The sequence below is a fragment of the Streptomyces sp. NA04227 genome, assembly GCF_013364195.1.
Lineage (GTDB): Bacteria > Actinomycetota > Actinomycetes > Streptomycetales > Streptomycetaceae > Streptomyces.
Genome location: NZ_CP054918.1, coordinates 1,863,114 through 1,886,958, shown reverse-complemented (window position 1 = coordinate 1,886,958; position 23,845 = coordinate 1,863,114). Strand labels below are relative to the sequence as shown.

The window sequence follows — 23,845 nt, the reverse complement described above, 5'->3', positions numbered from 1 at the left end:
CCTCGGTTTCGTGTGGTCGGGTGCGGCATCGCCGGGCGCCGGGGCGGACGGCGGCAGAGGGAGCCGCACACCGGCCGGTCCGCCCGGGAGTGGAACGGTGCGGCCGGTGTACGGACGGGAAGTGACGGTGCGTCAGGCGACGCGGGTCGGGACGTCGGCGCGGGTCGGCTCGGTGGCACCGGTCGCCGTGGGCCTGCTCTCGAAGTGCAGCGAGGCGTCGTCGATCGGGGAGCGCCGCAGCGCGCGCCGGTCCCGGTAGTAGTTGTTGAAGATCCGCCACGGGGCACGGGTGCCCTGGCGGGGCATGACGGCGTCGCCGCGCTGGATGTAACCGGAGCTCAGCGAGTCGCCCATCGCGGACTCCTGGGACCGGTCGGCCTCGGTGGCCACCGGCGTCACCCGCGTATAGCCGTTGTCGCGCATGTGGTTGAGCAGTCGGCTCACGTAGTCGGACGCCATGTCCGCCTTGAGCGTCCAGGAGGCGTTGGTGTAGCCGAGGATGATCGCCAGGTTCGGGATGCCGTCGAGCAGTACGCCCTTGTAGATCACGTGGTCGCGGGTGGACACCGGGCGGCCGTCCACCTCCAGCTCGGCACCTCCGGCGATCTGCACCTGGAGGCCGGTGGCGGTGATGACGATGTCCGCCTCGATCTCCTGGCCGGACTTGAGCCTGATGCCCTTCTCGGTGAACGTCTCGATGTGGTCGGTCACCACCGACGCCTCGCCGCTGCGCAGCACCTTGAACAGGTCACCGCTCGGCACCACGCACAGCCGCTGGTCCCACGGCTTGTACGTGGGAGTGAAGTGGCGCATGTCCGTCCTGGACCCCAACTGTGCCCGCACGCCCGCGAGCAGCACCTTGCGCATCAGCCACGGCGCCGAGCGGGACAGTGCGTACAGACCGCGCTGCAGGGCGATGTTGCGGGCCCGCCCGAGCTTGTACACCAGCGGGGCCGGGACGCGCAGCTTGCGCAGTACCACCGACACCGGGTCGTGCGTGGGCAGCGTCATGATGTACGTGGGCGAGCGCTGGAGCATCGTGACGTGCTCGGCCTCCCCGGCCATCGCGGGCACCAGCGTGATCGCGGTGGCACCACTGCCGATGACGACCACACGCTTGCCCCGGTGGTCCAGATCCTTGGGCCAGTGCTGCGGGTGGACGACGGTGCCGCCGAACTTCTCCTCGCCCGCGAACCGCGGACGGTAGCCCTCGTCGTAGTTGTAGTAGCCGGTGGCGTTCACCAGGAAGCGGGCGGTGTGGATCTCCCGCTCGCCGGTGGACTCGTCGTGCGCCTCGACCGTCCACAGCCCGGCCTCGCTCGACCAGCTCGCCTTGAGCGCCTTGCGCCCGAACAGGATGCGGTCGCTGATGCCGTACTCGTCCGCGGTCTCCTGCACGTACTCACGGATGCTCGGCCCGTCCGCCAGGATCTTGGTGCCGTGCCAGGCGCGGAAGCCGTAGCCGAAGGTGAACATGTCCGAGTCCGAGCGGATGCCCGGGTAGCGGAACAGGTCCCAGGTCCCGCCGATCCGGGAGCGCCGCTCCAGAATCGCGTACGAGGTACCCGGGCTGCCCTTGGCCAGGTGGACGGCCGCGCTGATGCCCGACAGTCCCGCGCCGAGAATCATCACGTCGACGTGCCGCTGTTTCATGTCCGTCTCCCTCTGACTGCTTCCTGGCTCTTGTGCACGGGCCTTCGCGGCGCCGCTGTCGCCGGCGAACCTCTCCGGTGAACCGCGCGCGTGGACTTCTGTCGTCCGGGCGGCGTGATCGCGCGGCGGCTCGGTGTCCTGCCCCGCTTCGTTCCCCTCGGTGGCCCCGCGGTGGTGACCCGGCTCGGTGGGGCAACAGTTTTAGTGTTACTTGAGGTAGCACTAAATTTACCTGCGACAGGCTGTTTCAGGTATTGGGGATGGATGTGACCTGGGTCACATAGGGGAGAGGGTGTGCGGCAGTCCGGATCGGCGGGGTCGGACCGGTAGTCCCGGACCGGCGGGGCTGGAGTGGCGAGGCCGCGGAGTGCGACGGGTGGAGGGAGAAGCGGGTGAGGGCGAGCGGGTGGGGCCGGGCGGGCCTCAGTCGCCCAGCAGCTCGGACATCGGCCGGTGCGGGTCGAGCTCGGTGCCCAGAGCGCGCAGGTTGCCGTCGAGTACGGACCAGATCGAGCGGGCGAGGAACTCGGCGAGCTCGGTGGAGCTGGGCTTGTCGCCCTTGTCCGCCAGCCAGTTGTTGACCGTGGCGTCCACGAACCCGACAAGACCGAAGGCGAGCGAGAGCGCGAGGCCGGTGTCCCTGCCGACGGAACGCAGCACGCTCTGGAACAGCTTCCCCGTGCGGTGGGCGATCTCCGCCTTGGTGCCGGCGACGGTCGGTGAGTCCCCGGCCGGGCTCAGTGCGTCGTGGCCGAGGAAGGCGTGCAGTCGGGGATGCTCCTCGATCCACCCGAGGTACGCGTCCACGGAGCGCCGGATCGCCTCGACGACGGTGCCGTCGGGCTCCAGCGTCGGCGCGAGTTCGGCCATGAGCGAGTCGAGGGCGCGCTTACGGATCAGCTCGTCGAGATCGGCGCGGTCACGGAAGTGCCGGTACACCGCGGACCGCGGCACCCCGATCCGCTCGGCGATCCGCCGGATCCCGACCCCGGGCCCCTCCTCCTCGACGGCGGCCACGGCGGCCTCCAGGAACTCGTCCTGACGCCGGGCCCGATGTGCCTCCCACCGCCTCGAACGCCCGTCGACCTCGTCCCGCGGCTTCGCGCCCTCCGTCGGCTTCGAGCCCTCCTTCGTCACCCGGGCAGCATATCGACGGGTGCGTCCGGGGCGGACGTGGGAGGCGGGGGCCCGACGGTCCCCGCGAGGCGGTGGACGACGGCCCGGGGAGGCGGTGCCGAATTTTCCGTAAACGTTGTGAACGGCCGGGGGCCGACCGGGCTTTATTCGGCATATCTTCCTCCCTGGTTCGACGTCCCCCCGGCCGGAACACGACGGCCGGACACTCCCCGGGACACCCCTGCGGTGTCCGGGGGTCACTCCCCTCCCTGCCACCCCCACAGGAGCCGAACGCCCATGCCCAGAGCCGCTCACCACCGAAGACGCCTCACCCTGGTGACCGTCCCGATCGCCGCACTGGCCACCGCCGTGGCCGCGGTCGCCTTGTCGCAGGCTGCTCCGGAGACCTCGACGGCCGCCGCCGCGGCTCCCGCGCGCCTCCCCGCCCCGGCTCCGGGGGCCACGGTCACCGTCGCCGCCGTCGGCGACATCTGCGGCTCGGCGTGCAACCAGACCGACGACGTCGTGACCGCCATGGCTCCCGACGCGGTGATCACCGCGGGCGACAACGCCTACGAGAAGGGCACGCTCGCCGAGTACAACGCCCAGTACGACCCGGCCTGGGGCAAGTTCAACGCGCGGACGTACCCGACCCCGGGCAACCACGAGTACTACACGGCGGGCGCCGCGGGCTACTTCGACTACTACGAGGGCAAGGGCGTCCCGACCGGCGGCCGCGACAAGGGGTACTACAGCTACGACCTCGGCGACTGGCACATGGTGGCCCTGAACTCCAACGCCGGTATGGAGGCGGGCAGCTCTCAGGAGCGGTGGCTGCGGGCCGACCTCGCCGAGAGCGACCGCCCCTGCACCATGGCGTACATGCACCACCCCCGCTTCTCCTCGGGCGACCACGGCGACAACGCCGCAGGCAGCGCCCTCTACAAGGCGCTCACCGACTACAAGGCCGATGTCGCGGTCTTCGGCCACGACCACCACTACGAGCGCTTCGCCCCCGCCATGGCCGACGGGACCAAGGACACCGCGAACGGGCTGCGGTCCTTCGTGATCGGCACCGGCGGCCGGGCCCTGTACTCCTCGCGGACCGACACCGCGGGACCCTCGGAGGTGTACAACAACAACACCTTCGGCGTGGGGCGGTTCGAGCTGTCGCCAAGCGGCTACTCCTTCTCCTTCAAGCCCGTCGCGGGCCGCACCTTCACGGACTCCGTCACCGGCACGTGCCACGCCAAGTCCGGCCCCGCCGGAACCGCGCCGGTCCTCTCCGGCTCCGCCTACGAGCTCCGTCTGCCCAGCGGCCACGCGATCGACAACCCGAACTCCTCGACCACGGCGGGGACTTCACTCGTCGCCTGGCGCGCGAACGGCGCCCGCAACCAGCGCTGGACCGTCACCCGCAACAGCGACGGCACGTACCAGCTCAAGAACGCCGCCTCCGGAATGTGCGCCGACAACGCGAACTCCTCCACCACCGCCGGTACGAAGATCGTCCAGTGGACGTGCACCGGCGGCGACAACCAGCGGTGGTCCATCCTGCGCAGCGCGAGCGGCAGCGGCTATCACCTGGTCAACAAGGCGGGCGGGCTCGCCCTCGCCGCCTCGGCGGCCAGTAGCGGTGCGGCGCTGACCCAACAGCCGCGTACCGACAGCCCGTTGCAGACCTGGCGGTTCGTCAAGCTTCCCTGACGCCCGGTCCGCGGGGGCGAGTTCCTCGCGGATCCGCTACGGATCCCGCCCTCGCGGGCCGCGGCGTTCTTCCTTGATCCACCGGTCTCCCGTCCACCGGAATCCATCGGAAATCCACCGGAATCCATCGGAAGCCAGTCCATGTACCTGTCCCACACCCGTGCCACGGACCGGCACGCCCCGCGAACCGGTCCGCGGCGCACGGGTCCCGGCCGCGGGAGACCCGGCCGGGGCCGATCGGCCGTGGCCCCGACCGTCCTCGCCCTCGGAACGGTCAGCCTCGTCACCGACGCCTCGGCCGAAATGGTCACCGCTGTACTGCCGATGTACCTGGTCTACGGACTCGGCGTCGGATTCCTCCAACTCGGCGCCCTGGACGGCCTCTACACGGGCGCGACCGCCCTGTTCCGGCTCGGCGGCGGGTACCTCGCGGACCGACTCGACCGGCCGAAGGCCGTCGCCACCGCCGGATACGCGCTCTCCGCCCTGACCCGCCTCGGCCTGCCCGCCATGGGCACCTCCGCCGCGGGAATGGGCCTCATGGTGGCCGCCGACCGCACCGGCAAGGGCCTGCGCACCGCACCACGGGACGCCCTCATCACCGCGGCCGCCACCGAACAGGACCTCGGCCGGGCCTTCGGCGTACACCGCACCATGGACACCTGCGGAGCGCTGCTCGGCCCCCTGCTCGCCTTTGGCGTCCTCGCCGCCGTCCCCGGCGGGTACGACACCGCCTTCCTGGTCAGCTTCTGCCTCGCGGCCGCCGGTGTCGTGATCATGGTGTGCTTCGTGGACGGACGGCTCCCGGCCGCGGCCGGCGAGCGCCTGCGCGGCCTGCGCGACGTCCCGGCCGCGCTCCGGCAGCCCGAGGTCCGCCGCTGTGTGTGGACCACCGCCGTCCTCGGCGCGTTCACGGTCGGCGACATGACCCTCTTCGTAGCCCTCCAACAACGCCTGGACGCACCGGTCGCCGCCCTGCCGCTGCTGCCGCTCATCACCGCCTTCGTCTTCATGGCCGCCGCGACCCCCACCGGCCGCCTGGCCGACCGCATCGGCCGCCGCCAGGTCTTCGTCCGCGGGCACGTACTGCTCGCCTGCGCCTACCTCTTCGTCCTCGCCGCCCCCTGCGACGGCTGGCCGGCCGTGGCCGTGGTCCTCGCCCTGCACGGCCTGTTCTACGCCGCGACCGACGGCGTACTGATGGCCTATGTGGCACCGCACCTCCCTGAGCAGGCCCGCACCACGGGACTCGCCGCCGTACAGAGCGTGCAGGCGCTCTGCCGCGCCCTGGGTGCCATCGCGTTCGGAGCCCTCGCCGCGTGGCAGGGGCTGCCGCTCGCGTTCGCGGTCTTCGCCGTCGGGCTGGGGGCGGCGCTCGCCTGGCTGACCCTCCGTCCGGTACCCGAGCAGGACAGTGCGCGATGAACTCCCGCCGGAATCAAGGAAGTTGCCAATGAACTCCCGCCATCTGACCGGCGCGGTACTCGTCGGCGCCCTGGTCCTCACCGCCGGAGGGATGGTCGCCTGGCAGAGTGCGGGCACCGAGCGCGGCAGCGGCACGCTCGACCTCGCCAGAACGGGCACGGTGGTCACGGTGACCAACGGGACCCAGCGCGTCGAGCAGTCCACCAGGGACGGCAAGCACCTCGCCGACGGTCCGGCGTGCACCCGGGCGGCGGCGGCCGCCGGGACCCTGGCCTGTCTGTACGGGCTGCCCGGCCCGTTCTCCTCCGAGGTCCGCGTCTACCGCACCGGCCGGGCGAAACCCACGCTCACCCTGCCGGTCTGGGGCGAGCCCAGCCGCACCCGGGTCTCCCCGTCCGGCAACCTGGTCGCCTGGACCGTGTTCCGCTCCGGCGACTCCTACCTGCAACAGGGCCGCTTCTCCACCACCGCGGGCTTCTACGACCTGCGCGACGGTACCCACGTGGGCTCCCTGGAGGACTTCGCCGTGACGGTCGAGGGCCATCGGTACCGGGCGGAGGACCGGAACTTCTGGGGCATCACCTTCGCCGCGGACGACCGCACCTTCTACGTGACCATGGCCAGCAAGGGCAGCACCCGGCTCATGCGTGGCGATCTGCGCAAGCGCTCACTGGTCTCCGTACGCGAGAAGGTCGAATGCCCGTCCCTGTCCCCCGACGGAACCCGGATCGCCTACAAGAAGCGCGTCCACGGCGACCGCTGGCGCCTCCACGTACTCGATCTGCGCACGCACCACGACACCCCACTCGCCGAGCGCGCCCACCTCGACGACCAGCCCGCCTGGCTGGACAACGCCACGATCGCCTACGCCCGCCGCGACGGCGACGGCTCCACCGTGTTCACGGTTCCGGCGGACGGTTCGGGGGCGCCTGGTCGGTTGGTACGGGGGAGTTCGCCTTCGGTGACGACGGACCGGGATGCGTCGTAGTCCTCGGCGTCGGGTCGTCGTGTGCCCGTGCGGGGCAGCCCCCGGGGCGGCGCGTGTCCATCCGGTCGCCGAGAGTGGTGGTCCGGTGTTGCCACGGGCTCGCCCCTTGATGGTCTGCACGGAGCCATGGAACGCTGGAGAATGGGATAAAAGCGGCAAACCTTCAATGATGAAGGAGGTGGGTGGCAGTGATCGAATGCAAGAGCGTGAACCACCCCGACGAACACCGTGACTTCCCGCACGGTCATCTGGACGTCCTCGAGATGCAGGGCATGACCTTCGGCAAGGCCCTCTTCGAACCGGGCTGGCGCTGGTCGCAGGACGTCAAGCCGCTCGCCGGCACGGATTCCTGTATGGCCGAGCACAAGGGATACGTGGAGAGCGGGCACCTGCACGTACGCATGGACGACGGCCAGGAGGTCGACTTCGGCCCCGGCGACGCCATGGTCGTCACCCCCGGCCACGACGCCTGGGTCACCGGCAGTGAAGCGTGCGTGGTCTACGACTTCGCCGGTGCGGCCAACTACGCGAAGGGCGGCTGAGCGCGTAAACACCCACGTACGCGGGGTCCTTGGGCGGGCTCCGTGTGCGGGGCCGTACGCGTACGACATCTGGCAGGCGGTACGGGCAGTTGAGCCGTACCCGTGCGTAGCGGCACCTGTACGGGGGCTGTGGGTGGGGGCGTTCGGCGGCGTTCGCTAGCGGACCGCTGCCAGCGTCAACAACCCACAGCCGTACGCCTTCGCCGGGCCGATGCCGTTCAGCAAGTGGTGGGTCAGGGCTTCGGCGTCGGTGACCGTGAGGCGGCCCTCGAAGGTGACGCTGTGGAAGGTGACCTTTGGACCCCGGCCGTTCTTCGCGAAGTTGTGCCGTTGGCGTGCGGTGATGCGTACCTCTCGCGGCACGGCGTCGGGGTCGGGGTCGGGCGGGACCTCCAGACCGGCTGCCGGGAGGTCGGTGCGGGAGGCGGGCACTTCGAAGCCCCAGCGTTCGGTTCGCTGGAGGAACCAGTGGAGCTGGGCCGCGGCCGTGCGATGTGCCAGCCGGAAACCTCGTCGGCGATCGGGGGCGGGTTCCGCGGCAATGCGCTTGCGCTGTACGGAAGTTGGGGAAGTGGGCGAGGAGCTGTTCTGCACCGGGTTGGCGGTGAGACGGAAGCGGAACTCGCGGCCCGGCGCGAGGAGGGCGAGCAGGGGCGCGTAGTCACGTACCAGTGAGTGCTCTCCGTCCGCGTCCGGCCAGCCTGCCCGCTCGACGATGTGTGACCAGTCGGGCCGGGCACGGGTGAGGACGAGCAGATGCGGGCGGCGCGGGTCGTCGGAGTCGAGCCTCCACAGCGGCCGCTCGTCGCTCGCCGAACCGGCGAGGCCCCCCATGACCGCCCCATGGACCGCGCGAGGGCTCTCCAGGTAGCGACGGCTCTCCGCGCGCAGCGGGTTGATGCGGATACGGGACAGGTACGGCATGTGCTCACCGGCCCAGAAGGTCGAAGGGGTCGTGCACGTTCTCGTCCGCGTCGTTCTCCGTGGCGGCGTCGAACTCGGCGAAGCCGGTGGGGATCCGCAGCCACTCGTGGCGCACCCGACGGCTCAGGAAGGCGCGTTCGTGCAGGTCGAAGGAGAGCGGCACGTCCCGCAGGACGTCGTCGCCCTCGGCGTCCTCGAACGTCGCCGCGCACGGCAGTGTCCCGGTGCGGAAGGGGCCGTCGAGGCCGCGTCGTCGCCCGAGCTTGTGGGCGTAGCTCTGCTTGGCGCGCTCCGAGGCCTGCCAGACGAGTCCGCGCAGCACACCCTCCAGGTCCCCCTCCTCGATGCCGAGAAGCAGGGGCTGTGCGGGCGGGCACGAGCGGCGGCCCAGGGCGAGCGGGTAGTGGGGCGCCCGGACCGCTTCGTCGAGTCGCTCCAACAGGTCGCGCGGGCCTTCCAACGCGGCCACGAACAGGGCGTCCTGGAGGTAGTAGCGCGAGGTGACGTGGGTGACCTTGGCGGGTGACGTCGGCCGCTGCACGCCCTTGGCCGTGACTCCCGCCTGGGGCAGTGGCCTGCCCCGGAAGTCACTGGCGACGTGGTAGTCCCGCAGCAGGGTGCCCGGAACATCGGTGCGCACCCCCATCCGCAGGGCGAGCAGCTCGTCCAGCGGTGCTTCCCGGGGCAGGCCCAGGGCAGCGGCGAGGAGACCGAGCACACCGGACTTGGTGGGTTCGGACTTGGTTTCCCGTACGTTGAACGCCCCCTGCGCGCCCCAGGATTGCAGGGGTCCGGCCAGCCGCAGGACCAGGACGGCCCGGTCGCCGGGCCCGGTGCGGGCGGGGGTGTGCGCTGCCGCCGAAGTCATCGGGCGGCCTCGTCGATCGCGGCGGACAGCTGCTCGGTCACACCGTCGACCAGCTCGGGGAAGGCCAGCGCCGGTCCGAAGGCCGCTTCCAGCCGCTGCGCCGTCTCCCCGTGGAAGGCGTGACTGACTCCGCTGAAGAGGGGGGTGTCGCCCCACCGTTCGACGGCGGTGCGGTACTCCTCGGCCAGGCGCCGGGCGGACTCGGCGGAGATGCCGGAGGAGGGGGCGACGGGTTCTTCGTAGGCGGTGACGAGGTTGACCGGCTGGTCGGACCGCAGGACCACCGACACCAGGCTGGGCAGGGTCTGGTGGGCGAAGGAGTTGCGGTATCCGCTGGGGACGGAGCGGGCGAACGAGGTGAGGAACGTGCCGATTCCGTCGACGGCGGCCGCGTCGTCGCCGAGGTTCTCCCGCAGTTGGTGCAGGCCCACCGTGGCGTACCGGTAGAGGGTCGCGGAGTTGAAGCCGATGGTGCCGATCATTCCGGCTCCGGTCTCCTGCTGCTCCTCGGCATGGTCGTCGACGGCGGTGAAGTAGTCGAACTCCAGGGTCACGGAGTGGGTGGACAGGGCGTGGGCGACCTGGACCGCCGCGTCCACGCGCAGCGCGGCGAGGTCGGCCACCATCCGGCCGAAGAGCGCCACGTCCAGCGAATGACCGGTGCTGAACTGCTGGGCCACGGGCAGCTGTTCGATCTCGGCCTGGAGCTCTTTGTCGCCCAGCGCGACGAGTTGGGCGGCGCGCTCGCTCACCAGCTGTGCGACATTGGCGAGTTGACGGCGCCCGTAGAAGAGCAGATAGGCGGTGTCGCCCTTCTTGCGGCCCGCCTTGATCTTCAGCGGTGCCAGCAGTGCGTCCGCGAGCCTGCCCGCCGGTTCCTCGTCCAGTGCGGTGCGTTCCCGCAGGACCGCGGTCAGGGCGCTGGCGACCCGGCGGGTGCGCGTCGCGAGGTCGTGCGCGGGCATCTGCTCGGTGAAGTGCATACGGGTGGCGCGCTTCCACGCCTGCGAGGAGACGCGGGACCGGCGGCTCCCGCCGTAGTAGGCCTCTTTCGGGTTGCCCTGGTCGTCGCGGTTGAGATTGGCCGGGGGCACGGTCTGCAGGATGTGTACGTCGACGTAGAGGCGAGGCGGAAGGGTCATGGCGAAGGGCTCCGGTCGGGTCAGGCGTCGGCGGTGGTCAATTCCCTGACGGCGCTTGGGTGTTGTCGGGTGCGGAGGGGGCCGTCGGCGCGGTGCCGCGAGCGTCGTTGTCCGGGCCGCCTTGGTCGCCTCGGCCGCCCTGGTTGCCTTGGCCGTCCTGGCCGCCACGGGCGTAGTAGGCGAGGCCCCACCTCCGCCGCACCCACTGCCGTCGCTCCGCGTACGGCCACTGGCGCAGGTCGCGCACGAGCTGGTCGTAGTCCAACGGAACGCCCTGTCCGCGTAGTTGGGTGACCAGGCCGCGCAGCCGGTAGAGCAGGGCGTCGACGGAGGTGGTGGTCGCCGCCGCCTCGACCCTGCGGTCGAGGGCGCTGTCGAGGAACTTCTCGCTGTCGCGCAGTCTGCGCAGCGCCGCACCGAGGTTCATGTCCCTGCGGTGCATGGGGCGCCTCTGGCCTTGCTGGTGCAGGCCGTAGAGGGTCAACGCCCCGTGTTCGGCGATGAGTTCGGACGTGAGCTCGCCGTCCGTCTCCGTGGCGTAGTACGGCCACAGGGCCATCACCGAGCCCGCCGGGTGACCGAGCCCCGACCGCAGGGCGGCCAGTTCCTCACCGGGAGGTCCGTTGCTCTCCACCGGCCGGATCCAGGTGCCGTCGGCGCGGAGGTAGCGGTGCCAGTAGAAGGCCTTGCGGGGCTTGGCCTGCTCCGGTTCGGTGGGCTGGGAATGGGTCACGGTGGTCACTGCTCCGTGGTCGGCGAGTCGTCGGATGCGGGCAGAAGGGCCGCGCGGTGTGCGGTACGGCGGAACAGGATCCGGCGAAGGGCTGCCCTGAAGATCGCCTCGGCGCCGCTCTCGCGCGCGATGCGGGCCCGGCCGTCCTTGCCCGTGACCTCCCGGCCGGTGAACGCGGATGCCGTGACGGTCGTCGAGAGCAGGTCGTCGGCGATCCTCCAGGTCTCCCGGTGGGCCCGCTCCTCCCAGGCGAGCAGTCCCGCCTCGGTACGGTCGAAGTCGTCCTCCCCGACCTCCCGCAGACCGACGAGGAGCCGTCGTACCAGCGGGTCGAGGGCGTGCAGCAGCGTCTCGCCCGGGTACTGCCAGGTGCCGGGTTTCGGGGGAGCCACGCCGAGCGCGCGACGCAGCTCGGCGGAGAGGGAGTTGACCGCCCGGGCCAGCTCTTCGGCCTGCTCGACGACACCGAGGACGGCGCCGCGCACGTCGCTGTCGGGGCGCAGCGCGGCGAGCGGCAGCGGGATCTCGTCGTGGTAGGCGTCCTCGATGTTGCCGAGCTTCTTCCCGTAGCGGATGCCGGTCAGTTCCACCTGGGCGCCGTAACCGCCCGGCAGCCGGTCGCCGACGTCGACGAGCTGGCTCAGCAGGATGCTGGTGTGAAAGCCGTCGGCCTGCGCCGTCGCGTGCTCGTCCGTGGTCGACCTGCGTACGGCGAGCAGGGCGTCGAGCCCCCGCCATGCCGCCCGCCCGCTGGCGTGGCGTACGGGGCGGAAGTGCGTCTGCGGGCCCTGCCGGTCGTCGCCGCGTGCGGAGCGCCGGGTCCGGGTCTGCCCACTGTCGACGTGCCAGGCGGTGTGGGGCTCGTGGTCCATGTCGAGCATCAGCCGGTCGCCGGCCGCCACCAGGGCGCGGGACACGCACAGTTCACCGTCCGAGGTGCGTCCGGGCACCAGGCGGACCCGGCGCGCCTGCCATGTCCAGACATCGAGCAGGCCCCGGGCGGCACGGGTGGTCCAACTCGGCGTCGCGCAGGAGAGGGTCTCCGCCACGTCCCCGTCCCGGGCGCGGCGCCGCCACTGGGGCAGATCGTCCTTGAGCGGCGTTCTGCCGTACGGGATGTTGAGCAGCAGGGTCTCGTACACCGTCGTCCCCAGCGGCATGGTGACGCCGAGGTGGCCGAGCGGCCCGACGGGGTTGCCGGTCGTCTTGCCGTCCTTCGTGCGCGGATCGCCGGACGCCCCCGTCTTGATCGCGCCGGTGTCCCAGCAGTGCACGTGCAGCAGCCAGCGGGCCGCCTGGGCCGGAGTCAGTTCGAGCAGGTCGCCCTCGGTACGGGAGGAGAACAGCGGCACGTTGTTGCCGAGCGCCGCGGTGGCGACCAGTACGGCGGCGCTCTTGGTCGCGTCGCCGGCGGTGGTGAGGCCCGCGACCTGGGCGAAGGGGTCGTCGGGCGAGAAGAGGTCGAAGAGGTGGTGGTGCGCGTCGAGGTAGGCGGCCAGTCGTGCGCGCTGCTCGTCGTCGAAGCGTCCGGCGGTGAACATGCGCGCCCAGGCGGCGGCGTCCTCGGGGAAGCCCAGGGCGTCCACGACCAGGGGAAGGAGCAACTGCCGGTAGATCGCGGGCCGTTGGGTGGGAGGGTCGGCGAGGAGTTCACGGTGGAGATGGGCGTCGAGCACCAGCTCGCGGGCGGAAATCTCGCGGGGGTGAGCGAAGGTGCGGTTGCCGGACGGTGGAGCGTCGGGGCTCCCGGACACCGTCAGCCACGGCTCATCCAGCAGATTCCACAATGCGCATCCCCCGGACACGAACGGTTCCCTCACGACGTCGGACCCGGGACGCCGGATCAAATCCAGCCTTCCACAAGGGGATTGACACGGTGAGTGATTGAGTCATTTCCCCGACAACGCCCGGCGCCGGTGTGTCCGGTTGGCCTTCGGCGGCGGGCCGCCGGTATGGGGGCGCCCGAGCACGCCTCGCGAACCGGAGCGCCCGCCCTACGCCCCGTCCTCCTCGACCAGGCCCAACTCGGCGTCGTACCGCAGACGACGCCCCGCCAACTCGACGCGGCACTCGGCGTCGAGCACCAGGGCCTGTCGGAAGGAAAGCCTCGGCTCCTTCTCCCACGCGGGCAGTGGGTGCAGGACGGCCGGATACAGCGGTGCGTAGTCGGCCGGGAGTTCAAGAGTGTGGGTGAGGAGATCGTCGATCACCGCGGCGGGTACCGTCTCGCCCTCGTCCCCGAGGGGAACACCCGACAGCGTCCGGTACGCGCCGCCCTCCCGGATCACCACGACCGCTTCGGCCGGGGGGAGTTCGCCGCGTACCAAGGCCGACATGCCCCGTCCGCCCGGGATCGCGGGAGCCGCCACATGGTGCAGCCCGGCCAGGGTGCCGCCCTCCCCGCTGCCGCGCCGGGACAGGAGCAGAAGCCGCGCTGCGTCGGCGCGCTCCCGCCGTACCTCGTGCCACTTCCGCCGGGCGGATTCCGCGGCCTCGCGCCATACGGCGGGAAGGTCCAGCCGCTCGTCGTACGCGGCGGCCACCAGCTCCGGAATCCGCCGGGGCAGCGTCCAGGGTTCGCCGGTGGAGTGCGCGGCGGCAAGGATCAGGTGGGCGGCGGCCAGGAGCGGGTAACGCCCGTACCGCTGCTCGCAGTCGGGCAGAAATCGCGGTACGTCGCCCGTGCCGCTCCCCGGCGTATCGCCGACGTCCATACCGGTGACCAGGACGCGCGGGGTACGCAGTCGAGCGGGGCGTTCCCGGTACGGATCGCGGTGCAGCCGGCCCGCCCGCTGCAGCAGCAGGTCGATGGGCGCGGGATCCGTGATCAGCAGGTCGACGTCCACGTCGAACGACTCCTCCGCGACCCGTGAGGCGACCACCACCAGTCGGTGCGGCCGTGCGGCGCCGTCGTGCGGGGACAGGGCGCGCAGACAGAACTCCGTGCGCTGGGTGCGGTCGCGCGCCGTCAGTTGCTCGTGCAGCAGGACGACCTCGTCGGGGCCGAACAGGTCCCGCACCGACGGGTAAAGGCGCCGGGCCCGCAGGCTCGTGTCGCGGATGACCAGCGCGCAGCCGCCGTCCGCGAGTTCTTCCGCGAGGCGTGCCAGGAGCGCGGACTCGGCCGGTTCCGGGTGCGGAGCGGACACGTCCTCGGCGAGTACCTCGACGGTGTGGGGGCGGTCCGGCCGGAAGCTCCCACAGGTCCGTACCAGCGGTGCGGCGGGAGCCGACTCGCCCTCGGCCGGGGCGCACACCGCTGTGACACGGGCACAGCCCTCCGGATCCGGCAGCGCTTCACCCTCGTAATCCTCGCGGCCACTCGCCCCCGCGAGGTAGGCGTCCGCCACCTGTTGGCGCTGATCCGCCGTCAGCGTCGCGGACAGCAGCACCACCGGCACCCGGGCCTGTCCGAGCCAGCGCAGTGCCTCCTGAAGGAACTGGGAGCCATGGACGTCCACCGCGTGCACCTCGTCCAGGACGACCACCTTGCCCAGGAGCCCGGCGAGCCGCATCGGTGCCCAGTAGCTGCGCGCCGCCGCGTAGAGCAGCTCGTCGTACGAACCGACGACGAACGGGCACATCAGCCCACGCCCCCGGTCGAAGAAGAAGTCCGCCGGGCCCTGCCCGCCCGTACTTTCCCGCGGACCGGGGTCCGGTCCCTCGGCGCAGTCGCCGAGGGCCGCCGCCCGCTCCTGAGCCGTCGCGTGGTGCAGGGCCGTCCACTCGGGAGCGAGGTTGTGCCACAGATGCAGCAGGGCGACCTGGGTGCCGAGGCCCTCTTGCGTGGCCTCCGCCCAGGCCTTGACCTCACGGAACATGGGAGTGGCGATCGACCAGCGCGGCATGCCCACGAACACTCCGCCGAAGCCGAAGCGGGCCGCCAGGACCTCCGCGACCAACAGCCCCGCCCGGGTCTTGCCCTCACCCATCGGCGCCTCGATGATCACCATCCCCGGAGCCCTCATCGCACGGGCCGTCTCGACGGCCAGGCGCTGTACGGGCCGGGGCGGCTGGCCGTGGCGACGCTCGAACAACTCGTCGTCGGGCACGGGAAGTTCCTCCCAGCCACGGCGCATCCCCAGCTCCGCCCAGGCCTTGCCCGCGCGCTCACGAGCGGTGTCGAGACTCACCTCGGCGGGGTCGTTGATGCCCTTGAAGTGCTTTGCACCGCTGGCGATCTGATCGGCCATCATGACGAGTCCGCACAGGTGCAACTGGAGTGCGCGGGACGGGACTTCGGCAGGCACCAGCTCGGCCACCGGCGCCAGGCCGAGCAGTTCGCCCACGCGTCGTAGGAGGATTCGCCGGACCTCGGGCCACCCCTGACGTCCCTCCGCCTGACCACGGGCGGGCGGCGGCGGCTTCAGCGCGCCGGCCGACGGGAAGAGCCCATGATGTCCGGCGATCAGCGGCCAGACCCACTCCACGTGCTCATCCGGCCAGCCCTGCTCGGCGAGCAGCCGTCGCACGAGGTGCCCGCCCGCACGCTCGTGCCGCCATCCGTAGCGCTCGACGGTCGGGGCGTGCCAGCCGAGCCCGGCCGCCCGCACACCCCTCGCGGCCTCGGGGTACTTGCCCTGCCACGCGGGTGTGGCCTTGCCCAGGTCGTGCAAGGCCCCGAGCCACATCAGCAGGTGCCGCCCCCGGCCGCTGCCTCCAGCCGTCCGGTCCAGCGCGCGGCGGGTGGCGGGTGAGAGGTAGTCCGACCACAGGCGCTCGGCGACCGCGGCGGTGTCGAGCAGATGGGAAAGCAGCAGATTCTCGGTTCCGCCCGCGTACTTGGCGGTCTTGCCGAGCAGCGCCCACACCTGCCGCTCACCACTCTGCTCGTACCCGTGCCCCGCCGCGCTCGTCAACAACTTCCCCTTCTCCACGCGGTGTTGGACCCACCGCAGGTAATCCCGTCGCCGGGATCCGCCTCCCGCGACCTGTGCCATCCTGCCGCCATGACGGAGGACGCACTGCCGGTACGGGCACTGGCCGCCGCATTCGACGACGACTTGCTCACGGATTACGTGCCCGACGCCCTCGGCGCCGCCGACGTCCGCCGCCGACTGGCTCTCGGCCGTCCGCTCGACGACGGGCCGCTCGACGTCGGACTGCTGCGGATTCCGCTCACGCGGCGCACCGAAACGGTGCCGGTCGCCTCCAGCCTCACCCGTGCGCGCATGGTCCTGCTCACCGAACAGGCCCTGGCCGCCCACACTCCGCGCCCCGAGGTGTTCAGCTACCGCTCACCGGACTGGCAGTACCGCCCCGCCTACCGAGCACGGCAGCACCGGCTACGGGAACTGGCCGCCCGGCGGGATCTGCCGCTGGTACTCGTACTCGACGTCCACCGATTCGGTCGATCCCTGCCCCTGGCAGCCTTGACCGGCGCGCCATGGATCACCGCAGGGCTGGCCGAAGCGCTCACTTCGCTGCACGCCGCCACGGACCGTTGCCTGCTGCTCGGCCACCGCTGGTCCAACCGCCTCGCCACGGCGGCACTCGCCCCGGTCGACGAGACGGTGGCCGCCCTCGCACCGGACCGCTGGACACGCTGGGGCGACGACCTGCACATCTTCGTACGGGATGCGGAGGAGGCCGACGACATCCGCGCCGCCGTCGTCGCGGCGCTCACCCGGCTCGGGCTGCGTCTGTCGCCGGACAAGAGCACCCTGGCCCCGCCGACCGCCGTTCTCGCCGGTCCCGCCCGCGTCGTCGAGGGCAGTCCCCAGGAGGTGTGGCGCACCGGCCTGGCGAGCGGGGACGTCACCGCGCTCCGGTACGCGCTGCCCCGCACACCGCCCGACGACACGGTCAGTGCGACGGTTGTCGGGGCGGCCCTCGGCCGGCCGGTCCTGCTTCCCCGGGTCGTCCACTACCTCGACCGCGCCGTGGGCACGCCCGGCGGACAGGCGGCGGCACAGGAACTGCTGCGCTCCACCGAGCCGGACGCCTTCACGGCCGCGCGGCTGCTGGCGCTGGCCGGTCGCCATCCGCTGCTCGCACGCGCGGCCTCGCAGGAGTTGCTCGCGGTGGCCGACGGCTCCGGGTTCACGCCGCTGCGCGAACTCGCCTTCCGGGTCGACGCGTTGCGCGGGAACCCGCACCGGCTCCCGCCCACGTCACGGATGCGGGACTGGCTGATTACGGACTCCCGTGACCGGTCTCAACTCCCGCCGGTGACTACGCTGTTGTGACCTCGGGACAGGGGAGCGGCAGATGGACACAGGGGAGTGGCGGACAGGCGCATCGAGTACGGCCGACCCCCGCACCGAAGACGCCTGGAACGCCTGGAACGCCTGGAACTCCCGCCCCCTCGCGGACCGTCACCACCTCACGGCTCTCGCGATCACCCTGCACAGCCTCCGTCAGGCGCTCGGCCCCGACAACTGGTACCTCAAGGGCTCGGCGGCGCTGACCGCGTGGATCGGCCCTTCGGCCCGGCTGCCGAACGATCTCGACCTCGCCCTGGGAGCGGAAGCCGGCCGGGAACTCCTCGCGTCGGCAGCGCTGCCGTCCGGCCCGCGCGGAGAGTCGCTGACGGTGACGCGCCACGAGCCGGTGGTCTTCAGTTCCGGCTCGGCGCCCACGGTGTACCGGGCGCTGGTGAGCATCACCGGGCCCGAGAAGCTCCCGCCGGTACTCCTCGGCCTGCTCCTCACCCCGGAAGCCCTGGCGCGGAGCAGCGCGCGCACCGTACCGCTCGACTTCCCCGGACCGACGGGAGCGGTCACCGTGCCGTCGGTCAGCGGCTACCGGTTCCTGACGGAGAAACTGCTGCGCTACACCCGGCGACGCAGCGGCGGCCGTGTCAACACACACTGGTGGGACCTGAGCGACATGCTCCTGGCCGTGGCTCATCCCGCCTTCCCCGCACTCGAGTTGACGGCGATGCGCCAGGACCTCGTAGCGGACATGACCGACCGCGGCCTCGTTCCACCGGCCCGCCTCCCCGCACCGCCCGCCGAGTGGCTGGACTTCTGGGACACGGCGACCTTCGTGGACCGGCTGCCGTTCGGGCGGCTGCCCGAGGCCGCGGACCGCCTGTCGCGCTTTTGGGAACGGGTCCTGCGAAGTCCGGAACCGGCGGCCCGGGATGACGTCAACTCCGTTGGCTCGGTGTGGAGTTCACAGGCCTGGGCCTGGACCCCCGCCTGAGTCTGCTCACAGGCGCGCGAAGGCCGCACGGGCCGAGGGCGGCAGATGCTCCCCCCACCAGTCGCGCCATCGCCGGGCGTGCACGAGATGGTGCGAGGCGTGCCCCGCGCCGGAGCGGGCGAGACCGCCGAGAAACTCCATCGCGTACGTGGCGGCCTCCGTGTCCAGAGGCGTCCCGAACTCGTGCACCGCGGCCTGCGGGCACGCGGTTCCCTTCAGCGTCTTGGTCACGTGCAGGCTGAAGTGGGCCCGCTCGCGCGCTGCCGCGAGGTCGATGCCGGCCAGCCGTGCCACTCCCGCGCCGCTGTGCATACGCCCCTCGGTACGACCATTGGCGGCGATCACCGCCGTACGCAGGGCCGCGGCGTCCGGTACCAGTCCGCTCAGTCCGTCGCCCAGGGTCGCGTGCAGGCGACCGCCCGGCCGCACGGTCTCGCTCAAGGTGCGCAAGTGCTCCAGCAGATCGGCCTCCCTCCCCAGCCGGAGCCGGTACGCCTCCCTCAGTACCGCTGCCGTGTCCGCGCGGCCCGCCAGCCACGACTCCGCCAGCGAAAGCACCTCATGGGCGTTGCCCTCGGTGAGGCGCGCGCCGTCCGTGCGGCGCAGGGTGCCCCACTCGATGTCGTGCACGTCGGTGACCGCGTAGCAGTCGCCGGCCGCGCGCCCCGCGACGGTCTCGCTCCAGCCGTCGGCGGACGGAACACCGGGCAGCCGCGGATCCTCGCCGGGCCCGGCCCCCGGTACGCCGTCGGCGCCGCCCAGTGGTCGTACCAGCACCCCGGCCAGCAGCGACGCGGCCCCGGCAGCAGTGCCCAGCACGCGCGGGACCCCGCCCACCACCGGCCCGGCGCGCGTCTCCTGGATCTCCGCCCGGTCGCGCCTGAGCCGGGCGGCCAACGACACCTCGTAGCAGGCGAACAGCAGCGCCCGGCGACGCCGTTCGACGCTCCCGTCGAGCGGCACCCGGTCCCAGGCCCACCCGTGCCGCACCCCTTCGGCGAACCGGAGCCGGGGAGGGCCTGCCGCGTCGCGCGAGACGAGGACCAGATCCTTTCCGTAGTACGACGCGGACCACCGGCTCCCATCCGTACCGTCCGCGACAAGGGCCAGGCTCTCCCGTACGCGTCGTAGCCCCGCGTCGTGGTCCCCGCGCTCTTCCACACTGGCCCGCAGCGCACTGGTCACCACCACGAGGGTGACCGTGCGCCAGCCTTCCTCGGCTGTCCGGCCGAGGACGTCTCCGGCGTCCGCGCAGTCTGCGGGGAAACCGGGTGCGTGGCGGGGCGGCCGGGCGAAGGCGGCGGTCACCGCCACCTCCTGCGGCGTCGGAAGAGGTCCACGAACAGACGGCGCAGACCGGGGAAGGTGCCGGTGAGGAGCGCCGTGGTCAGGCAGGTGATGCCCAACGTCCGGTACAGGGCCGCCTCCCCGGACTGCGGCAGCCCCTGCCAGATCGCCAGCCCCGTACCCAGCGGAACGCCGATCGCGGCCAGCAGCCCCAGGATCGCGTTCGTCGTCTCGGTCTCCGCCGCCTGCACCTGCCTGGCCAGCTCGCCGAGGTCGCTGACCAGGCTCTGCAAGGCCTCCGGCAGACCACAGTCCCGCTGGAAGTTCTGCACGATCGCCGTGGACACGGCCTGCCGTCCGAAGTCCGCGGCCCAGTAGCTGCGACGGAAGACGAGGAGGTCGCGCTCCAACTGGCCCACCTTGCGCCGTCGAGGTTCGCTCTCGCCCATCCGGGCCACTTCCCGGCCGAACGCGTCGAGGACGATCCGCTGCAGGCACGCCAGTGCCAAGGCATCGCTGTACAGCGTCGCCAGATGGAAGCTGGTGGCGTCGTAGTACTGGTAGTGCGCGGGCTGTGCCGGGTTGGGATCGGGCGAGGTCCCCGCCAGTGACACCCCTCGGGAACCGGCCACCCCGCGAACGGCGGTCGGCAGGCGCAGCCGCAGCTCCCGTAGTTCCTCCTCGGCCTCGATCGGCGGCGCGTACTCCGTCGCGTACAGCATCTTCCACAGCCATTGATCCGATGCGCCGAGCTCCAAATCGGCGTGCAGGATGGGCAGTTCGTGCCGCGGCGTGACGAGTACGCCGTGCACCATCTCGCGTTCGGTCTCGGCGAGGCGACAGCCGCTCGGCAGCTGGGCCGACACCCAGTCGCGCTGCTCACCTTGCCGATGGTGCGCGTCGATGTTCGCGCTGAACTGCAGTGCCTTGGGCAGCTCCGAGGGCCCGGCGGCCGGAAGTATGCCGTGCAGGAGAGCCACCGCGTTCGCCGACGCGGGTGTCTCCATGTCCGCCAGCGCGGTGCTCATCGACGTACTGAGACTGATGAGTTCGAGGGCACGGAGCCGGAAACCGGCCGGGGACACCACCTCCGCGGGGCACTCCTTGTGCCACCGGAGGTCGGGCGCCCACAGCAGCGGAACGAGCTGTGGATTGGTGTACGACGTGCGCCGGGCGGTGTTCGACACCACCTCGTTGGGGCGGCCCACACGCCAGCGCCGTTCAAGGGGCCCGGCAACGAACGCCTCGCCCGGGGCCCGATCCATCCGTACGGCCACCACCAGGACCACATCCCGACGGTGCAGCGAGCCCGCATCGTCCGGGCCGACAGCGACACCACCGGCGGGCGGGCCACTCACCCCAGCACCTTCAAGGCGTCGAGCAGATGCCGCCGCCGCTCCTCCGCGTCGAGCGGCCGCCACCGCTGCGCCTCGCGCGGTCTGGCCCCGTCGTCCAGGAGCACGCGCGAGTACGACCGCCGTGGCAGCCCCCGGGCCACGAAGGTCATGGCACCGGCCAAGGCGTGCGCCCGGTGGAAGGTGCACTCCGCCATGCCGTAGCGCCGCCCGGCGGAAAGGACATGCGTGCTGTGGCCGCCGACGACAGCCCTCTCACGGTGGGACACATCGAAGCGGTGCCTGCCACCGCGGAGGTGGTAGCGCGCGACGGGAAGCGACGCGGCCAGCTGCTCGGTCCCGCCCCAGTCCCCGTCCCAGTCCCCGTCCCGGTCACCGGCCCCCTCCCCGCGCCCTGCGGAAGTCGAGCCCACGGTCACGTCCGTCAAGGTGTGCGACAGCTCACCGCGCAGGACGACGGAGGCGAACGGCCATCGATGGTCATGGACGTCGCCGTCCACACTGTCCGCCCGCCACACATGCAGGAAGAGCCTGGTGGCCCCGTCCTCGGTCCGGGCAAGAGGCAGTTTGACGAAGCCGTTGGGGTGCACGAACGCCTGCGCCTCGCCGGGCGGACGCAGACCGTCGGTGAAGCGCTGCTCCAGAGCCGCGAGCAGCACCGGCCCGACCAACGCGTCGCAGGCGGACAACAGACCGGGAGCCACCCCCGAGACGAGCTGCCGTCCAGCACCCGCACGTGCCGGTGCCTCCGCCATCGAGCCCCCTGTCGCTCCCGCCCACTGCCCCTTGGCACAGGGGATCCAGGGTAGCTCGGGGGCTCGGGCGGGCTGCCGGAAAACTGGTGAGAAGCAGGGGTAGTTGGGAGGGCGCAGACGCTGCGGAGCGCGGACCGGGGGTTGATCGCCGTCCCGGCTCGGCCAGGGAGGCCCCGCGCGATCCGGGGCGGAATGAGGGGCCGCCGCGTAACCCGCGGCGCCCCCCCTTCGTTACGCCCTAGCCGGTCAGAACGTGTCTGCCCGCGTAGCGCCTGAGTGGGGCGGGTGGGACTCGAACCCACGGCCGACGGATTATGAGTCCGCTGCTCTAACCGGCTGAGCTACCGCCCCGTTACGGCGAGTCGCGCACATTTGTGCGCGCCGTCTGCCGCAGCATAGCCGCTCATACGATCTCCCGCGTCGTGTGGGCGGCTTCGCCTCAGGCATGGGGACGCGGTGCGGGCCCGGACGGTTCCCGCAGGCGAGCGCCCTGTGTTGGTCCGGGTTGTTGTTCGCATCGGTACCGCCGGACGGGTGGGAGCGGGCAGCCACTTGATCTTGAGGTCCGGACAACCACGCTGCCGCGGGCTCACAGCGGCGACTGCCAGGTGACCGTGGTCCCGCTCTCCTCGCGCTCGACCGTGGTCTCGGCGTCCCCCGTTCCCCCTGCTCCCTCCGACTCCTCCACCCTCCCGTCGTCGAACACCCGCAGCCGGATCCCCGGGCGTCCGTCCGGGAGAGGCAGCGCCGCCACCGAGACTTCGATACGGGTGACGCCCTCGCGGCGGGAGGCGGTGGCCAGACAGCGGCGGAGGGTGCCGAGGAGGCGGCCGGTGACCAGGTCGCCGACGACGTGGTCGACGGGGCCCGAGAAGCGTACGGAGGGCTGGAAGCCGAGGACGGTGGCGGCGCCCGCGGTTTCGAGGAGGACGCGGCCGCGGAAGGTGGTGGGGGCGTCCGCCGGGGGCTGTTGGAGGGTGAAGATCGTGGTGCGGACCTCCTGGATGGTCGAGCCCAGTTCGTCCACCGCGCGGCCGAGCCCGGCCCGTACCGGATCCTCGGTGGCCCGGCGCTGGGTCGACTCCAGCATCATGCTGGTCGCGAACAGACGCTGGACGACCAGGTCGTGGAGGTCGCGGGCGATGCGGTCGCGGTCCTCGAAGACGGCCAGGCGTTCGCGGCTGCGCTGCATGTCGCCGAGTACCAGGGCCAGCGCCGCCTGGGAGGCGAACTGCACCGCGAGCAGGCGTTCCACGTGGGTGTACGGGCGGCCGCCGCGCCGTCGGGGCAGGGCGAGGGTGCCGATCAGGCGGCCGTCGGCCTCCAGGGGCAGCAGCATGCTCGGCCCGAAGCGGGCCCGTACGCGGGTGCTCAGCTCGCGGCGGGAGGAGGCGGAGCCGTCGATGAACACCGGTTCCCCGCCCAGGAGTTGCTCCAGGATCTCGCTGCCGGGCTCGATGGTGGCACCGACGAGGCTGTCCGGGTCGTGGTCGGTCGCCGCGGTCACCACCTCCATGCCGCCCTCTGCGGTGGGCTGCAGGATGACGCCCGCGTCGGCGTCGGCTAGGCGGCGGGCCTGTTCGGCGACGATGCTCAGGGCGTCGGTCGTGCCCTCGCCGGTGAGCAGCGCGGTGGTGACCGCCGCGGTGCCGGTGATCCAGCGTTCGCGCTGGCGGGCGGTCTCGTAGAGCTGGGCGTTGCCGATGGCCACTCCGGCGTGCGCCGCGATCAGGCGCAGGACCTGTGACTCCTGCTCGGTGAAGGGCTCCTGGGGGTTCTCGCCGACGTAGAGGAGCGCGTAGACCATTTCGTCCACGCGTACCGGCATGCCCAGCCATACGTCGGGCCCCGGCAGGGACGGTTCGGTGAAGCGGAACGGCTGGGCGGCCGTGCCGAAGACGGAGAGCAGGCCGTCGTGGCCGTGCGGCAGGCTTCGCGCCAGGGTGCGTTCCTCCGTGCCGAGGCCCGAGGTCCACAGGTCGGGCGGGCGGCCGTAGAGGAGATCGAGTACGGCGAGGACGCCGCAGCGGGCCCGGGCCAGCGTGGTGGCCTGGTCGACCACGCGTTGCAGGGTCGCCGCCAGTTCGATGTCGCCGCCGATGGACAGGACGGCTTCCAGGAGGGCGGGGAGGCGGGGGACCTGCGGATCGGCGTCCGGCGGTATCGGCTCCCGCCCTGAGTGCGGGCTCACGTGGGCGCGG

Annotated in this window: 18 protein-coding genes and 1 tRNA gene; 6 read left to right on the top strand and 13 right to left on the bottom strand. The window is 71.9% G+C overall.

What is annotated here, in order from left to right:
- Nucleotides 1-132: 132 nt before the first annotated feature.
- Entirely contained in the window at nt 133-1,653 is a 1,521-nt protein-coding gene (locus tag HUT18_RS07875) for an NAD(P)/FAD-dependent oxidoreductase (RefSeq protein WP_176099050.1), read from the bottom strand.
- A 423-nt stretch (nt 1,654-2,076) separates the two neighbouring features.
- On the bottom strand, nt 2,077-2,790 hold the full coding sequence (locus HUT18_RS07870; protein WP_176099048.1) for a TetR/AcrR family transcriptional regulator: 714 nt from the start codon (nt 2,788-2,790) through the stop codon (nt 2,077-2,079).
- A 276-nt stretch (nt 2,791-3,066) separates the two neighbouring features.
- Here HUT18_RS07870 and HUT18_RS07865 point away from each other — a divergent pair, with 276 nt between their 5' ends.
- The 4 genes from HUT18_RS07865 to HUT18_RS07850 all read left to right on the top strand — a co-directional run bounded on the left by HUT18_RS07865 (nt 3,067) and on the right by HUT18_RS07850 (nt 7,431).
- Entirely contained in the window at nt 3,067-4,476 is a 1,410-nt protein-coding gene (locus HUT18_RS07865; protein WP_176099046.1) for an RICIN domain-containing protein, read from the top strand.
- A gap of 243 nt (nt 4,477-4,719) precedes the next feature.
- Nucleotides 4,720-5,901: an MFS transporter gene (locus HUT18_RS07860; protein WP_254878476.1), complete on the top strand. Its 1,182-nt coding sequence runs from the start codon at nt 4,720-4,722 to the stop codon at nt 5,899-5,901.
- 28 nt (nt 5,902-5,929) lie between these two features.
- The gene (locus HUT18_RS07855; protein WP_176099043.1) at nt 5,930-6,889 is read left to right on the top strand and encodes a PD40 domain-containing protein; all 960 of its coding nucleotides are present in this window, start codon (nt 5,930-5,932) and stop codon (nt 6,887-6,889) included.
- A 188-nt stretch (nt 6,890-7,077) separates the two neighbouring features.
- Nucleotides 7,078-7,431, top strand: coding sequence for a cupin domain-containing protein (locus HUT18_RS07850; RefSeq protein WP_176104356.1), 354 nt, complete (start codon nt 7,078-7,080; stop codon nt 7,429-7,431).
- Nucleotides 7,432-7,587: 156 nt separating this feature from the next.
- Here the strand turns inward: HUT18_RS07850 and cas6e are convergent, their stop codons facing one another.
- The 6 genes from cas6e to HUT18_RS07820 form a co-directional block, all read right to left on the bottom strand.
- On the bottom strand, nt 7,588-8,355 hold the full coding sequence (cas6e, locus tag HUT18_RS07845) for a type I-E CRISPR-associated protein Cas6/Cse3/CasE (RefSeq protein ID WP_176099041.1): 768 nt from the start codon (nt 8,353-8,355) through the stop codon (nt 7,588-7,590).
- 4 nt (nt 8,356-8,359) lie between these two features.
- Nucleotides 8,360-9,223: a type I-E CRISPR-associated protein Cas5/CasD gene (cas5e, locus tag HUT18_RS07840; RefSeq protein ID WP_176099039.1), complete on the bottom strand. Its 864-nt coding sequence runs from the start codon at nt 9,221-9,223 to the stop codon at nt 8,360-8,362.
- Nucleotides 9,220-10,365, bottom strand: a complete 1,146-nt coding sequence (gene cas7e, locus HUT18_RS07835; RefSeq protein ID WP_176099037.1) for a type I-E CRISPR-associated protein Cas7/Cse4/CasC — start codon at nt 10,363-10,365, stop codon at nt 9,220-9,222. Before cas7e ends, cas5e begins: the two co-directional genes overlap by 4 nt.
- A 37-nt stretch (nt 10,366-10,402) precedes the next feature.
- Nucleotides 10,403-11,098, bottom strand: coding sequence for a type I-E CRISPR-associated protein Cse2/CasB (gene casB, locus HUT18_RS07830; RefSeq protein ID WP_254878475.1), 696 nt, complete (start codon nt 11,096-11,098; stop codon nt 10,403-10,405).
- A 5-nt stretch (nt 11,099-11,103) separates the two neighbouring features.
- On the bottom strand, nt 11,104-12,885 hold the full coding sequence (gene casA, locus HUT18_RS07825) for a type I-E CRISPR-associated protein Cse1/CasA (RefSeq protein ID WP_176099035.1): 1,782 nt from the start codon (nt 12,883-12,885) through the stop codon (nt 11,104-11,106).
- Nucleotides 12,886-13,092: 207 nt separating this feature from the next.
- A complete protein-coding gene (locus tag HUT18_RS07820; RefSeq protein ID WP_176099033.1) occupies nt 13,093-15,957 on the bottom strand; it encodes a CRISPR-associated endonuclease Cas3'' in 2,865 nt (954 codons plus the stop codon).
- 90 nt (nt 15,958-16,047) lie between these two features.
- Here HUT18_RS07820 and HUT18_RS07815 point away from each other — a divergent pair, with 90 nt between their 5' ends.
- Both HUT18_RS07815 and HUT18_RS07810 read left to right on the top strand, forming a co-directional pair.
- Nucleotides 16,048-17,286 (top strand): hypothetical protein, encoded by a 1,239-nt coding sequence (locus tag HUT18_RS07815; protein WP_176099031.1) that lies wholly within the window; start codon nt 16,048-16,050, stop codon nt 17,284-17,286.
- 22 nt (nt 17,287-17,308) lie between these two features.
- Nucleotides 17,309-18,247, top strand: a complete 939-nt coding sequence (locus HUT18_RS07810) for a nucleotidyl transferase AbiEii/AbiGii toxin family protein (protein WP_176099029.1) — start codon at nt 17,309-17,311, stop codon at nt 18,245-18,247.
- A 6-nt stretch (nt 18,248-18,253) separates the two neighbouring features.
- Here HUT18_RS07810 and HUT18_RS07805 read toward each other — a convergent pair whose 3' ends face one another.
- From HUT18_RS07805 to HUT18_RS07785, 5 genes are all read right to left on the bottom strand, one after another.
- Entirely contained in the window at nt 18,254-19,555 is a 1,302-nt protein-coding gene (locus HUT18_RS07805; RefSeq protein ID WP_254878474.1) for a hypothetical protein, read from the bottom strand.
- Nucleotides 19,552-20,892, bottom strand: coding sequence for a hypothetical protein (locus HUT18_RS07800; protein WP_176099025.1), 1,341 nt, complete (start codon nt 20,890-20,892; stop codon nt 19,552-19,554). The genes HUT18_RS07805 and HUT18_RS07800 overlap by 4 nt, the downstream gene beginning before the upstream one ends.
- The gene (locus HUT18_RS07795) at nt 20,889-21,644 is read right to left on the bottom strand and encodes a hypothetical protein (RefSeq protein ID WP_176099017.1); all 756 of its coding nucleotides are present in this window, start codon (nt 21,642-21,644) and stop codon (nt 20,889-20,891) included. The genes HUT18_RS07800 and HUT18_RS07795 overlap by 4 nt, the downstream gene beginning before the upstream one ends.
- A gap of 277 nt (nt 21,645-21,921) precedes the next feature.
- Nucleotides 21,922-21,995 (bottom strand) — tRNA-Ile (locus HUT18_RS07790).
- Between the two features lie 238 nt (nt 21,996-22,233).
- The gene (locus tag HUT18_RS07785) at nt 22,234-23,835 is read right to left on the bottom strand and encodes a GAF domain-containing protein (protein ID WP_254878473.1); all 1,602 of its coding nucleotides are present in this window, start codon (nt 23,833-23,835) and stop codon (nt 22,234-22,236) included.
- Between the last annotated feature and the right edge of the window lie 10 nt (nt 23,836-23,845).